Annotated in this window: 14 protein-coding genes; 2 read left to right on the top strand and 12 right to left on the bottom strand. The window is 47.6% G+C overall.

What is annotated here, in order from left to right:
* Positions 1-4: 4 nt before the first annotated feature.
* Genes bshB1 through B0H94_RS03450 form a run of 4 tightly spaced genes read right to left on the bottom strand, consistent with a single transcriptional unit; the run spans position 5 to position 2,201 of the window.
* Positions 5-697 (bottom strand): bacillithiol biosynthesis deacetylase BshB1, encoded by a 693-nt coding sequence (gene bshB1, locus B0H94_RS03465; RefSeq protein ID WP_106587851.1) that lies wholly within the window; start codon positions 695-697, stop codon positions 5-7.
* Position 698: 1 nt separating this feature from the next.
* Entirely contained in the window at positions 699-1,076 is a 378-nt protein-coding gene (locus tag B0H94_RS03460; protein WP_106587850.1) for a methylglyoxal synthase, read from the bottom strand.
* A gap of 5 nt (positions 1,077-1,081) precedes the next feature.
* Positions 1,082-1,885, bottom strand: a complete 804-nt coding sequence (gene dapB, locus B0H94_RS03455; RefSeq protein WP_106587849.1) for a 4-hydroxy-tetrahydrodipicolinate reductase — start codon at positions 1,883-1,885, stop codon at positions 1,082-1,084.
* A complete protein-coding gene (locus B0H94_RS03450; protein ID WP_106587968.1) occupies positions 1,878-2,201 on the bottom strand; it encodes a nucleotide pyrophosphohydrolase in 324 nt (107 codons plus the stop codon). The genes dapB and B0H94_RS03450 overlap by 8 nt, the downstream gene beginning before the upstream one ends.
* 101 nt (positions 2,202-2,302) lie before the next feature.
* On the opposite strand from B0H94_RS03450, the gene B0H94_RS03445 reads away from it, so the two are divergent.
* Positions 2,303-3,169, top strand: coding sequence for a YitT family protein (locus tag B0H94_RS03445; RefSeq protein ID WP_106587848.1), 867 nt, complete (start codon positions 2,303-2,305; stop codon positions 3,167-3,169).
* Here the strand turns inward: B0H94_RS03445 and menC are convergent.
* The 6 genes from menC to B0H94_RS03415 form a co-directional block, all read right to left on the bottom strand.
* On the bottom strand, positions 3,166-4,278 hold the full coding sequence (gene menC / locus B0H94_RS03440) for an o-succinylbenzoate synthase (RefSeq protein WP_245893890.1): 1,113 nt from the start codon (positions 4,276-4,278) through the stop codon (positions 3,166-3,168). The genes B0H94_RS03445 and menC overlap by 4 nt on opposite strands.
* Positions 4,275-5,765: an o-succinylbenzoate--CoA ligase gene (locus tag B0H94_RS03435; protein WP_181315236.1), complete on the bottom strand. Its 1,491-nt coding sequence runs from the start codon at positions 5,763-5,765 to the stop codon at positions 4,275-4,277. Before B0H94_RS03435 ends, menC begins: the two co-directional genes overlap by 4 nt.
* 68 nt (positions 5,766-5,833) lie before the next feature.
* Complete coding sequence (gene menB, locus B0H94_RS03430; RefSeq protein ID WP_106587846.1) at positions 5,834-6,655, bottom strand: 1,4-dihydroxy-2-naphthoyl-CoA synthase; 822 nt, start codon at positions 6,653-6,655, stop codon at positions 5,834-5,836.
* A 19-nt stretch (positions 6,656-6,674) separates the two neighbouring features.
* Positions 6,675-7,475, bottom strand: a complete 801-nt coding sequence (menH, locus tag B0H94_RS03425) for a 2-succinyl-6-hydroxy-2,4-cyclohexadiene-1-carboxylate synthase (protein ID WP_106587845.1) — start codon at positions 7,473-7,475, stop codon at positions 6,675-6,677.
* Complete coding sequence (menD, locus tag B0H94_RS03420; RefSeq protein WP_106587844.1) at positions 7,472-9,184, bottom strand: 2-succinyl-5-enolpyruvyl-6-hydroxy-3-cyclohexene-1-carboxylic-acid synthase; 1,713 nt, start codon at positions 9,182-9,184, stop codon at positions 7,472-7,474. The genes menH and menD overlap by 4 nt, the downstream gene beginning before the upstream one ends.
* Positions 9,181-10,581 (bottom strand): isochorismate synthase, encoded by a 1,401-nt coding sequence (locus B0H94_RS03415; RefSeq protein ID WP_106587843.1) that lies wholly within the window; start codon positions 10,579-10,581, stop codon positions 9,181-9,183. The genes menD and B0H94_RS03415 overlap by 4 nt, the downstream gene beginning before the upstream one ends.
* 177 nt (positions 10,582-10,758) lie before the next feature.
* Here B0H94_RS03415 and B0H94_RS03410 point away from each other — a divergent pair, with 177 nt between their 5' ends.
* The gene (locus tag B0H94_RS03410) at positions 10,759-11,703 is read left to right on the top strand and encodes a 1,4-dihydroxy-2-naphthoate polyprenyltransferase (protein ID WP_106587842.1); all 945 of its coding nucleotides are present in this window, start codon (positions 10,759-10,761) and stop codon (positions 11,701-11,703) included.
* 35 nt (positions 11,704-11,738) lie between these two features.
* On the opposite strand, the gene B0H94_RS03405 is transcribed toward B0H94_RS03410, so the two are convergent.
* Positions 11,739-12,422 carry a zinc metallopeptidase gene (locus B0H94_RS03405; RefSeq protein ID WP_106587841.1) on the bottom strand — a complete coding sequence of 228 codons (684 nt, stop codon included), beginning with the start codon at positions 12,420-12,422 and terminating at the stop codon, positions 11,739-11,741.
* 96 nt (positions 12,423-12,518) lie between these two features.
* On the bottom strand, positions 12,519-13,295 hold the full coding sequence (locus B0H94_RS03400; protein WP_106587840.1) for a sporulation protein YpjB: 777 nt from the start codon (positions 13,293-13,295) through the stop codon (positions 12,519-12,521).
* Between the last annotated feature and the right edge of the window lie 72 nt (positions 13,296-13,367).

Here is a 13,367-nt window from a genome sequence, read left to right as displayed (position 1 = left end):
TTTCTTACAGTGAACGAAATACGATAGGGTACTCGCTCATAAATCCTTCTGCGTACGTTGTTCCTGCCTGGCGCCCGTACGCCCGCTCCCGTGCTGTAACCGCTTCAATATAACCGTCCGTTAACGGCGTTTGCACACTGTCAGCCCCGCCTTCGAACTGGCTTTGATAACAGTTTAGCGCCTGCTTTTTTGCGTGCATACTGTTTGATACATCAACAAAAAACTGTGGTTCTGGCATACCGTTGATAAAGTAATAATACAGTTTTTCAACAGTTTTTACCGCTGGTGTAGCTGTTTCGTAATGGCGAATGCGCGCATTAAAGACCGCTTCACGTACAAGCGATGCGGCCGCACCGTGGTCCGGATGCCGATCTTCGTGCCACGGTGCAAATACAAGCCGGGGCTGGTACTGACGAATCACTTCAGTTAGTTCTTCGATGATACCCATCTGCTGCACCAAGCCCCGGTCAGGTGCCTCTAACTGTATCCGCTCATCAACGCCGAGCACCGCTGCTGCAGCAGCTGCTTCTTCCTGGCGCATTGCAGGCGTGCCGTTAGACGATAGCTCTGCGCAGGTGATGCTGCAAATCGCAGTGCGGGCCCCTTCTTGTTTTTTTTGGTGAAGTGTTGCTGCCATGCCGATTTCTGCATCATCCGGGTGTGCACTAAAAGCAAGCAGGTCCACTGGTTTTGTCATGTTACCTCATCCCTTTTGTCAGCCATTTCTCAACTAACGCCTCGGCTGTTTTTTCATTTGTCGCCGCAGCCACACCGTGGACATCGCAAACACGGAGAAGCGCTGTAATATCCGGTTCATGAGGTTGAGCTGTTAATGGATCGCGGAAGAACAAAACAAGCTCAATCTCCCCTTGAGTGACAAGCGCACCAATTTCTTGATCTCCACCGAGCGGACCAGACTGTTTCCGGGTAATTTCAAGCCCGGTTTCTTCCTGCAGGCGCATGCCGGTCGTGCCTGTAGCTACAAGCGTATGACCGGTAAAAGCCGGCTGATGTTTTTTCACGAACGCGACTAAGTCGTCTTTTTTTTCATCGTGGGCGATAAGCGCGATTTCCATATGGATCACTCCATGACATTTTCTAAACCGTAAACGAGTGTATCAAGCTGCATGACAGCATCAACAGCGAGACGAACGCCGGGCATAAAGGAAGCGCGGTTCATTGAATCGTGCTGAATGGTTAACGTTTGACCTTCACCGCCAAAGACGACTTCTTGATGGGCAATTAACCCGGGCAGGCGCATGCTGTGAATGTGCATGCCTTCATAGTCTGCACCACGGGCGCCTGCAAGTTCTTCTTTTTCTTCCGGATGTCCCTGCGCTTTCTTTTCACGTACCTCATCAATTAACTTCGCTGTTTTAACAGCAGTCCCGGACGGAGCGTCAAGTTTTTGATCATGATGCTTTTCAATAATTTCAACGTCTTGAAAATACTTTGCAGCCATTTGCGAAAATTTCATCATTAAAATCGCACCAACAGCAAAGTTCGGCGCAATAATGGCGCCAAGCGCTTTTTCTTCTGCTTTTGCGCGAATACGTTCAATGTCTTCATCGGAAAAACCAGTTGTACCAATGACCGGACGAATATAATGATCAAGCGCCTTATCCATATGTACCCGGCCCACATCCGGTGTCGTTAAGTCGATCAATACATCCGCTTCAACCTCGCTAAAACATGTGTCTGCTTCACCGTAAACCGGCACGTCAAGTGACGGCATACCCTCAATGTCTTTTAATGAACTTCCGCCGTAACGGTGGTCAAGTGCTGCAACAAACGTGAAATGAGATGTATTGCTAATAAGATCCACAGCTTCACGGCCCATTTTTCCGCGCGGCCCTGCTAAAATAATACGTACATTGTTATTCATGATTCGTTTCTCCTTTCGATTTTAACGTCCAGCGGTTTTGATCACGGGTACGGAATTTATCCATCACTAAATGATAAGCTTCTTCAAGGTCGATGTTTTGTTCATTTGCAAAGCAGATTAATACAAACAATAAGTCCCCTACTTCCTGTTCAAGGCTCCGTTCACCTTCTTCAGCTTTTTTCGGTTTCTCTCCGTAATAATGATTGACTTCACGAGCAAGTTCGCCAACTTCTTCAGTCATGCGGAGCGTCATCGCAAGCGGGGAGAAATAGCCTTCTTCAAACTGACTAATAAAGCCGTGTACTTCTTTTTGCATATCTTCTGTCGTTTTCTTTGCCACAAGCTTCCCTTTCTTCTTCTATCCGTTTCACGTATAATAATCAACGTCGATTGTTTTGAAAAGGCTGGTGGAGCATTATGATTCATATCAAACGATTATTTTTTATTGCGCTCGGTTGTGCGGTCATGGCCTTTGGTCTTGTGTACTTTAACATGGAAAACAACCTCGCTGACGGAGGATTCACTGGAATTACCCTCATATTATATTTCATATTTACGATTGACCCGGCGTTATCTAATTTAGTCCTGAACATTCCGCTCTTTTTTATTGGTTATAAAATTCTCGGTCGAACATTGTTTTTCTACACCATTTTCGGCACATTCGGGTTGTCTTTCTTCCTTTGGTTTTTTCAGCAGTATCAAGTGATGCATTTACCTCTACAGGATGACATGACCCTTGCCGCCTTATTTGCCGGGCTTTTTATCGGTACAGGACTCGGCTTTGTCTTCCGTTACGGAGGGACAACCGGCGGCGTTGATATTATTGCAAAGCTTGGGCAGCGCTACCTCGGCTGGAGTGTCGGCAAGACATTATTTGCTTTTGATGCAGCTGTAATTACTTCATCTCTTGTTTACTTAAATTACCGCGAAGCCATGTACACGTTAGTTGCTGTATTTATTGCCGCTAAAGTCATTGATTTCATTCAACAAGGTGCTTACTCTGCCAAAGCTGCCTTTATTATATCAGAAAACGCTCCGGCCATCTCGGATGCTGTGCTGCGTGAAATGGAGCGGGGAGCGACTGTCCTTGAAGGCCGCGGTACCTTTACCGGTTCAAAAAAAGAAGTCCTTTACTGTGTCGTCGGACGAAATGAACAAATGCGGTTGAAAAACATTGTTACAAAAATCGATCCACTCGCATTTGTCACCTTTAGCGATGTGCAGGACGTTGCCGGTGAAGGTTTTACACTTGATGAAAATAAAAAGCCCCTCGGACCGCCTTAACTTGAACCAATGGTAAATGACTGTTTACGGAGCGTCGCCTTATTGAGGCGGCGCTCATTTACATCAACGCCGATCCCAGGCTTTTTCGGCACTTGGACACACCCTTTTTCGACTTTAATTGCCGATGTAATATCTTCTTCCCAGTACCGGCTTGATTCAGCAATCTCATTTGGAAGCGTAAAATGAGGTAAGGAAGCTAGCATGACATTATGCGCACGTCCGATCCCGGTATCAAGCATCCCGCCGATCCAAAGATCCACCTTCGTATTGCGGCTTAGCTCATGGATCTGTAACACTTCTTTCGCCCCGCCGACCCGGCCGGGCTTTACGTTAATGATGCTGCATGCACCAAGCTGTACCGCTTGATATGCATCATGAGCCGAACGTATTGATTCGTCTAAGCAAACCGGTGTTGCCAGCGTTTGCGCAAGCCGGGCGTGCTCAATGAAATCATCTTGACGAAATGGCTGTTCGATCATGGCAAGATTTAACTGATCTAGCTTTTGTAAATGCAGCATATCTTTTTCCGGCGTGTACATGCCATTGCCGTCAAACATAACAGGGGTATCTTGACCTACCATCTGACGCAATTCATTTACTGCTTCTTTTTCACGCCCCTTTTGCACTTTAACCTTTGCCCGTTGATAGCCGTTTGCATGAAATTGCTTCGCTTGTTTCTTCGGGTCATCTGTCAATGAAAATACAATACCTGCTGGCACTGATGTTTTTGTTCCCCCGTATAAACGTGCGAGGGGAACGTTTTGCTGTTTGGCATCTAAGTCGCGAACAGCTGCTTCTACGGCTGCTTTTGCCATTTGATGCCCTTGTACACCTTGGAAACGAACAATTATATCTTCCGGGGATTCCGGTGGATCACGCTGCAGCATCGGGAGCAGTACGGTTTCGAGCATCAGCCATGCAGTTGCTGTCGTTTCTTCGGTATAAAATGGTTCGCTAAACGCAGCACACTCTCCGTAGCCCACTTTACCGGATGCATCATATGCTTCTACAAGAATGACATCTCGCTGCACAACGAGGCCATTCACCGTTTGAAACGGTGTTTTTAACTTCAAAGATGCATGACGTACTGTAAACGTATCGATGTTCAAGATTGTCCTCCTTTTTGAAGCCGTTCTTTTAAGACGTGGCGCTTCAACTTACGAGCAGCCGTGCGCGGAAGCTCTTCGCAGTAAATGACCGTCTTAGGAACCTTATAGCCGGCAAGCTTCTCTTTACAAAATGATTTAACAACCTCTTCACTTACAGCCTCACGTACAACAATAAACGCAGCCGGCACTTCTCCATATACTTCATCTGCTTGCGCTGCCACCCCTGCTTCTAGCACTGCCGGATGTGCCTCAAGCACGCCTTCCACTTCCGCCGGGTATATATTTTCGCCGCCGGAGATGATCATATCACTGCGCCGGTCGGCGATATAAACGTCCCCGTCCTCATCAATCCAGCCAAGGTCTCCGGTATAAAACCAGCCATCTGCGCTGAAAGCTTTCTCGTTCGCTTCCGGGCGCCGAAAGTACCCCGGTGTAATTTGCGGACCGAACAATACAAGTTCGCCGACTTCAAACGGTTTAGCTTGTTGCCCGTCTTTTACAATTTTAAGCTCACTGAAAAATAACGGTTTACCTGCGGTGCCTGCTTTTGTATCTTTTGAAGCGGTATCTTGTGTACAAAACTGTGCTGCGGTTTCTGTCATGCCATACGTTTGTTGCACCGGTACCTGTAAATGAGCCGCCCGCTCAAGCAGCGTTTTTGACGCGGGCCCGCCGCCAAGAACAACCGAACGGATTGATGCAAGCTCATAACCCTCTGTTACATAATCGAGCATGCGGTCGAGCATAACTGCGACTGCTGACATTATAGTGATCTTTTCTTCATATACGATTTCGACTGCTTTTTCAGCATCAAAACGCGGTAGTAAATGAACCGGCATGCCGTACAGCACGCCACGGTATAATATCGACATGCCGCCGACATGAAACATCGGAAGCATTAAGAGCCAGCGGTCATCATTATGCAGCCCGAGGTTCAATACCGAACCACTTGCACTGTAATAATGATTGCCGAGGGTGTGCCGAACGCCTTTCGCGCGTCCAGTCGTCCCTGAAGTAAACATCATCGTTACTTCATCCCTTAAATGCCACTGTGAGCGCACCGGCTCAGGCTGCTCCATCTCAAGCGGGAGACCTTGCAAACAAACCGAAGAAATCTCGTTTAAAGTAGTGAGCTCTTTTCCGGCTAACGCAAGCGTTTCATCGAAAATGAGTAAAGAGACATCAGCATCATGAAGCTGCTTGTGCAGTTCTGTCACTGACAAACGTGTATTTAAGAGCACTGCTTGTACGTGCACATCATGCAGTGCCCATACACAAGCGGCATACCGAAAACTATTCGGAGCGTATACAGCTACACGCTCACCATCTGCCGGCAATAGATGCTGTATCGTATGCGCCATCGCACAAGCTGCTTCAAACAACTTCTGAAAACTCCAGCGTACACCGTATTCATCAATGACCGCTTCACGCTCCGGTGTTAACCGGGCTCGTTTTTCAAGCCAGTTCGGCATTTGTGTCATCGCCATGTTCTCCCTTCCATTCCGAACAAAATGCAGAAATAGACCGCACATTCGTGCGATCTATCGCTCTACGTTTATGGAAAACGCGGGAACTGATGAAAGTCCGGATCGCGTTTTTCTTTAAAGGCATCACGGCCTTCTTTTGCTTCGTCAGTCGTGTAATATAAAAGGGTGGCGTCTCCGCCCATTTGCTGCAGACCAGCAAGTCCATCTGTATCTGCGTTAAACGAAGCTTTCAAAAACCGGAGCGCTGTCGGTGATTTTTCAAGCATTTCAGTGCACCACTGCACCGTTTCTTTTTCAAGCTCATCCACCGGTACCACAGTGTTTACGAGCCCCATTTTTTCAGCCTCTTCTGCACTGTACTGTCGGCATAAGTACCAAATCTCGCGCGCTTTTTTATGACCAACAATTCGTGCAAGCAGTCCGGCACCGTAGCCTGCATCAAAGCTTCCAACTTTTGGGCCGGTTTGGCCAAACACGGCGTTATCCGCTGCAATCGTTAAGTCACAAACGATATGAAGCACATGCCCGCCGCCGATGGCATAACCTGAAACCATTGCAACGACCGGTTTAGGAATCGTACGAATTAAACGCTGTAAATCAAGCACGTTCAAACGCGGAACTTCATCTTCGCCGACGTAACCACCGTGACCACGCACGGACTGATCGCCGCCGGAACAAAATGCCTTCTCTCCTTCGCCGGTTAAAATAATGACACCGACATTTGAATTATCGCGGGCCCGCATAAATGCATCAATTAGCTCCTGCACAGTAAGCGGCGTAAATGCATTCCGCTTGTCCGGGCGGTTAATTGTTATTTTTGCCATACCCCCGTATGTTTCATATTTAATCTCTTCGTATTCGCGCTGGGTTACCCATTCTACTGCTGCCATATGTCTTCTCCCCTTTTCATTATAATAAAAATTGCTGAATTTCATCAGCTAATGCTTTTGGCTGCTCAAGGTGTGCCGCATGCCCTGCACCTGACACGATCACTTCGGCGGCACGGGGCAGACGCGCTGCCATCTTATGTTGAATTGCACAAAATTTCTCGTCTTCTTCACCGGCGGTAAGCAGTACAGGGTGCGTCACTGCTTCTAGTCGATGCCACAATGGCGGCATTGCACCTGTGCCCATCGTCTTTAAAGACTGAGCAAGTCCTCTCGGCGTTTGACTGCGCCGCTCATTGCGCTGGGCATGAAAAGCACCCTCATCGAGACGTGATTTTTGCGATTGAAACAACGGCAGCTCTTCCCAGTACGCTACAAAAGCGTCTATTCCCTCGCACTTAATCCAATCGGCAAGGTCATTGTCAGCTGCTTGGCGCTCATTTCTGATTTCACCTTCAAGTCCAGGGGACGCACCGATTAAAATGAGCCGCCGGACACATTCAGGCTTATGTACCGCCATCGAAAGTGCGATACGTCCCCCCATGGAATAGCCTAGCCAGTCGGCCTTTTTAAAACCCAGTGCCTCTTGAATCACAGCCAGATCAGTACAAGCTTGATCCATTGACGTCACTTTAGGTGCATTCGTTTCTCCGTGACCAGGTAGATCAACTGCAATCACCGTGAAGTTTGTTTCTAACTCACGGTGGAGGCGAGATAAAGAAGCTTTCGTTCCGCTAAAGCCGTGGAGACTCATAAGCGGCGGACCATTGCCTGTAACAGCCACTGCGTAAGTTTGACCGCGGACTTCAATATATTTTTTCATCGTCTCACCACTTCTGCAGCTGCCTGCACAGCAGCTTCACTTACCTTCTCATGCCATACCCGGTTTTCTTCGCGATCGGTGACGATCTCAATGATTTCAATGCCTTGAAGCGGTTCGCTTAAAAGAGATGTGAACTCATGAAGTGCAGCTACACGTTTGAAGCTGGCGCCACTTGCAGCGGCCAGCTCAGCCACTGGCGGCTGAAACGAGGTACTAAACACTTCTTCAAAATGGGGCGTCCCTTCTCGTTGTGGTAAAAAGGAAAATATCCCACCACCGTCATTATTTATAACAACCACACGCAAGCTTAAACCGGCTTTCTTGGCAAAAAACAACGTCGTATAGTCATGTAAAAATGCGAGATCCCCGATCAAAAGCGTCACTTCATAACCGGCTGCTGCCGCCCCGAGCGCAGTTGAAATCACCCCGTCAATCCCGTTTGCGCCACGGTTCGCCATGATACGCGTTTTTGTTTCTTCAGGGTGATAAAACGTATTTAAATCACGTACCGGCATGCTGTTACTCGTAAAAATTAAACCGTGTTTTACACTGTTTAACGCTGAAGCAGCACCAGCTTCAGTCAACCCGCCGCCGGCAAGCGGTTCCATAAATGTTTGTAACACACTCTCATGCACCTTCTGCCACGCCTCAAGCCAATCTGCTTCTAATTGATAGAGCCGGTCAGAAACTTGCTGAACGAAATGATGAGGCTGCACCGGCAATAATATTGTCTCAACGCCTGCCGGCTCACGGTAACCACCATCTGGGTCAACGACGATATGTGTGGACCAAGGGGTGCGGCTCAGCCAAGCTGCATATGACTTTGCCACCGGCATCGTCCCAAACCGAATAATCACATCCGGCGTCAGTTTTTCGGTTACTTCGCTTGATTTCAGTAACGTATCAAACGTTGAAATGACACCAGCTGTTTTGCTTTGGCCGCGCAGATTGGAAAGAACATCTGCAAAAACCGGTACCTGCCAACTTTCAGCGAGACGAAGCACAGCTGCTTCATCAGCACGGTCATCCAGCTCGCCACACACAATGATAGGACGCTTCGCTCTTGTCAGCACATGCTCAAGCGCTGTAACGTCTGCGAGCGCTCTGCCGCGAACAGAAAACTGCTGTAAATGTATCTTAGATGCCCCCCAAAGGTTCGGAAGGCTCGTCTCTGGCAAAAGCGGTTCGCGAAGCGGCACGTTTAGGTGTACAGGGCCGGGGGTGCTTGTTGCTGCTTCTTGACAGGCCCGAGCTGCTTGGCTTCTGGCGTAAGCTAGCATGCGCTCTGTCGGATCGGGCACATCAAGTTCATGAAAATATTTCACAGCATCCCCAAACATTTTTAATTGATCAATCGTTTGCGGTGCGCCGTTGTCACGGAGCTCATTCGGCCGGTCGGACGTTAATACAATGAGAGGCACCCGGCTTTGTTTTGCTTCAATAACAGCCGGATAATAATTCGCCGCAGCTGTACCGGATGTACAAATCAATGCAGCAGGTGTTTGTGTCGCTTTAGAAATCCCTAGTGCAACGAAGGCAGCTGCCCGCTCATCAAAATGAACGTGAACGTTTATACCCGGATGCTCTCGCGCTAATAGAGACAGCGGCGTTGAGCGTGAGCCAGGTGAAATGACTACTTCGCGTACACCTTGCTGGTATAGTTCATCAATCATATAAGCTAAATAATACGTTCCCTCGCCCATATTCATTTCATCCGGCCTCCAAGCACTTGCAGCATCGGCTGAAACTTCAAATTGGTTTCTTCATATTCTTCAAGCGGCGTCGAGTCTGCGACAATCCCGCAGCCGGCGAATAAAACCGCCGTCCGCTCTTGAATCAGCATTGAACGAATCGCTGCTGCAAAATCACCACCACCACTGCCATCAACCCAGCCGATCGGCGCTGCATACCAGCCTCGTTCAAGCGGCTCATTTTCCTCAATATAAGTGAGCGCTTCTTTTTGTGGGACACCGCCCATCGCAGGGGTTGGATGCAGGCGTTCAATATAATCAAAAATATGTGCCTCAGCAAGAGCTTTACCGTGCACCGGGGTGTATAAATGCTGGATCGTTTTTAAACGCATAATCTCCGGTGATTCAGGAAGCTTTACCTTTTCGCAGAGCGGCGCAAGCGCATCTTGAATCATGTCGACAACATATTGATGCTCTTCACGATTTTTCTCATCATTCAATAATGCTTCAGCTTTTGCTTCGTCCTCCAACGTGGTAGCACCCCGCCCGATTGATCCGGCGATACAGGCCGATCGAACACGTGAACCTTCAACTTGGACAAGCCGTTCAGGTGTGGCACCGGCAAAAACCGTCTCACCGTATTCAAGTAAAAACACGTAATCATTAGAACGGCGGGCGTACAATTCTTCAAGCAGTCGCTCAACTGCCACCGGCTGAGTGAAAATGGCCTTCAACTGCCGAGCAAGCACAACTTTGTTAAGCGGTCCGTCTGTAATATCTTGAACCGCTTGTTCAATAAACGTTTTCCAGTCCGTATAACTTAAACGATCGTGAAGTTCAAGCGGACCAAACCACGGCGCCTCTTGTTTTTCACCATGAAGTAAATTCTCTTTTTGACACTCCAGCCGCTCAACCACTTTTTCCGGATCTGTTTGTTGATCGATATTCACATGATAAGTTATAAAATATTGACCATTTGCCTGCGTTAATAATATTTCAGGAAGAATAAACAAAGCTTCCGGGACTTCCTCCCAAGGCGTTTGATTCTCTCCGGGGAAAAACGAAAAGCCACCAAAAAATAAAGGCCCTGTCCCACGGTGCTCTGCTTCTTCTGTCCAGCGCATGTTTTGCTTGTAAGACGCAATTTTTGACTGTGCATCTTGAAAGCGTCCGGCGCCGGATGCAGCTTCAAGCGTTGCAAACGCCCCAGCACCAGCGAGCGTTAAATCTCCTTCGGCGCTCTGCCAGAAAAAGCGGCTGCCGGCGTAATCGGCTGCCTTTTGAAAAAAACAAACAGCGCTTACCGGCTGAATATGCTCAACAAGCGAAACCGATACCGAATCCGCTTCAGCAGGTAGTTGTTCTTTTAAATGGATTATCTGTTCATAAATTGACAGCTGTTTCATCTGCAGCATCTTAAACCCTCCACATAATTTCAAGGGCCTTTATCGGGTCCACCCCACATTATATGTCTTTTTTTATGAATCGACAAGAAAAACAAGCCAGGTTTGAATTGACACTTTTGCCCGTGTTTTCTAAACTATTTGAAGGTACGTACACCACAACTTTACAAAGGAGCCGTAAAACAAACGATGACATCTTCAACAAATGTAAAACAAGCCTTAGGTGAAAAAGAGGGCTGGCAGATTTGGTGGCGGATGATTCGACCGCATACATTAAGCGCTTCTTTTATTCCTGTATTTGTCGGAACCGCCGCTGCCAGTGCTGAAACTTCAATTCATTTCGGCCTGTTTTTTGCCATGTTACTTGCTTCCCTGCTCATTCAAGCTGCAACCAATATGTTTAATGAGTATTACGATTATGTACGTGGACTTGACACCGAGCATTCTGTCGGCATCGGCGGTACCATTGTACGCGATGGCTTTTCGCCGGCGAAAGTAAGAAATCTTGCTTTTCTATTGTACGGGATTGCCTTGCTCCTTGGGTTATATATATGCTTAACTACATCCTTTTGGGTTGCTGCTATCGGCGTCATTTCTATGTTGTTTGGTTATCTTTATACAGGCGGTCCCTACCCGATTGCTTACTCACCGCTTGGTGAATTAACAGCTGGCTTTTTTATGGGCACTGTAATAATTGGCATCAGCTTCTTCATTCAGTTAGAAACAATCAATGCGGCCATCGTTTATATTAGTTTACCAGTCGCCTTACTGATCGGTGCAATCTTGATGGCAAATAACATTCGCGACCTTGATGGGGATAAGTTAAACGGGCGGAAAACATTAGCCATACTCGCTGGAAAACAAGGAGCCATCGTGATTCTCACCCTCTTTTTCGGTGCAGCTTATGTAATCACAGCCGCACTTGCATTTACCGGCATTGTCCCTTTATGGGCATTGTTAACTTTGATTTCGATCCCTAAAGCCATACAGGCGGTTAAGACTTTTCAAACATCACACACGCCGCTTGAGATGATGCCAGGCATGAAATACACCGCCGATACAAATAAACGATTCGGCTGGATGTATGGGTTTGCTTTCATTTTAGAACATCTTTTACCGACGACAATGATGTAAAAAAGCTTCCCGGAAAATTTCCGGGAAGCTTTTTCTTAATCGTCTCCCATACCGAGGTAAATGAGGACGAAACGTGCTAGTTCAAGCACAGCTACAAGTGCAGCGGCAACGTATGTCAACGCTGCTGCATCGAGCACTTTGCGTGTCTCTTTTTCTTCGTTGTTTTGAATAATGCCTGTGCTTACCATTTGACCCATCGCCCGGCTTGAAGCGTTAAATTCAACCGGAAGCGTAACGAGCTGGAATAAAACTGCTGCTGACATAAATACGATACCGAGCAGCAGCATGCCCTGCGCCTGAATCAAGATACCTGCAATGATTAAAATGAACGAAAAGTTCGATCCTAAATTCGCCGCTGGTACAAGTGCATGACGAATGCGGAGAAACGCATAATCCTCTGCATCTTGAATCGCGTGACCGACTTCGTGTGCGGCAATCGCAGCCCCTGCGACAGATTCACGGTAATAGTTTTCCTCCGAGAGACGCACTGCTTTCGCTTTTGGATCGTAATGGTCACTTAATTTACCTTTCACAGGCTCAACATTGACATCATAGATCCCATTTTCCCGCAGAATTTTTTCTGCAACTTGTGCACCTGTCATCCCGGCGGTATTTTGGACTTGCGAATATTTCTTATACGCGCTTTTCACCCGGCTCTGCGCCCAGAGCGGAATCAAAAGTAAAAGCGCAAAATAAATGATAAACGCCGTTAAACTCACGATGCTCCACCTCCTCAAACCAGTTCATCTTCATACTTTATTTTATGCCAAACCTATGTTCACGTCAATTCTAGTGCAGTAAGGTTCAAGAAACCTTCACCGTTCCTCTTCTTTTGCTTTTAAGCGTTCCTTTTCCCCCCGGTATTTTTTTACACCTGCATAGGTCAGCCCTGTTAATACAAAAGCAGCCATCGTGCTGATGACAAAAAATAAAGAAGGATCTGTGCTTGATTGTTTCTGCTCACTTTCAAATAAAAGCTGCTGAAACGTTTGTAATTTAGCTGCCAGCTCGTCCTCTCCTGCTTCTTCATGACGGACGCGCTCATTGATATGGGCAGCGAGGGACGTAACTTCCTCCTGCCAAGCAGGCGATGTCCTTAAAAACATTGCCGGCTGAACTTGGAGGAGCTCTTGCTGCACACCCGCCCAAAGCTCGCGACGCTCTTCTACAGGTGCACCCGGCAGTTTAGCTTGTGTACGCTGCAGACGATGTTCAAGCTGAACGACGCCGCCTAGACTTTTCACAGCTTCCTCATCAAATACCGCCTGTACGGTGTAGTAAAACGCACGAACGTAGGCCTTACGCTCAGCATCACTTAACTGAACCGCAGCAAGAGAACCTTGTGCCTGCTGCAAGCTTTCCACAATTAAGCCTATATCATCCGAACTTAAATTCTTTTCTTCAAACCGAAGTTCAGGAAGATACTGCCCGGCTCGCTCAAGTGTTTTTTTAGCTTCAGCGTATGACGCCTCCTGCGTTAGACGGTCAGCTGCAGCAGCTGCTTCAAGCAGCGGTTCGTTTTCACTATAAGCTTGTCCAGGTACAAGCAAAACACAAATCATTAAGGTAGTTAGCCCCCATTGTTTCCACATGATGCATCCGCCCTCCTCTGCCTGCTGATACCAACGTATGCAGTAAAGGACAAGGTTAGACCCTGTAAGCGG

This window comes from Salsuginibacillus halophilus (assembly GCF_003014715.1).
Taxonomy (GTDB): domain Bacteria; phylum Bacillota; class Bacilli; order Bacillales; family Marinococcaceae; genus Salsuginibacillus; species Salsuginibacillus halophilus.
The sequence above is the reverse complement of the archived record's forward strand: the minus strand, read 5'-3'. Positions and strand labels throughout refer to the sequence as shown.

Coding starts and splice junctions, on each gene's coding strand:
- bshB1 (WP_106587851.1), bottom strand. CDS start 697: ATGACAAAACCAGTGGACCTGCTTGCTTTTAGTGCACACCCGGATGAT.
- B0H94_RS03415 (WP_106587843.1), bottom strand. CDS start 10,581: ATGCTGCAGATGAAACAGCTGTCAATTTATGAACAGATAATCCATTTA.
- B0H94_RS03460 (WP_106587850.1), bottom strand. CDS start 1,076: ATGGAAATCGCGCTTATCGCCCACGATGAAAAAAAAGACGACTTAGTC.
- B0H94_RS03435 (WP_181315236.1), bottom strand. CDS start 5,765: ATGGCGATGACACAAATGCCGAACTGGCTTGAAAAACGAGCCCGGTTA.
- menH (WP_106587845.1), bottom strand. CDS start 7,475: ATGAAAAAATATATTGAAGTCCGCGGTCAAACTTACGCAGTGGCTGTT.
- dapB (WP_106587849.1), bottom strand. CDS start 1,885: ATGAATAACAATGTACGTATTATTTTAGCAGGGCCGCGCGGAAAAATG.
- B0H94_RS03410 (WP_106587842.1), top strand. CDS start 10,759: ATGACATCTTCAACAAATGTAAAACAAGCCTTAGGTGAAAAAGAGGGC.
- B0H94_RS03450 (WP_106587968.1), bottom strand. CDS start 2,201: ATGCAAAAAGAAGTACACGGCTTTATTAGTCAGTTTGAAGAAGGCTAT.
- menD (WP_106587844.1), bottom strand. CDS start 9,184: ATGAATATGGGCGAGGGAACGTATTATTTAGCTTATATGATTGATGAA.
- B0H94_RS03400 (WP_106587840.1), bottom strand. CDS start 13,295: ATGTGGAAACAATGGGGGCTAACTACCTTAATGATTTGTGTTTTGCTT.
- B0H94_RS03445 (WP_106587848.1), top strand. CDS start 2,303: ATGATTCATATCAAACGATTATTTTTTATTGCGCTCGGTTGTGCGGTC.
- menB (WP_106587846.1), bottom strand. CDS start 6,655: ATGGCAGCAGTAGAATGGGTAACCCAGCGCGAATACGAAGAGATTAAA.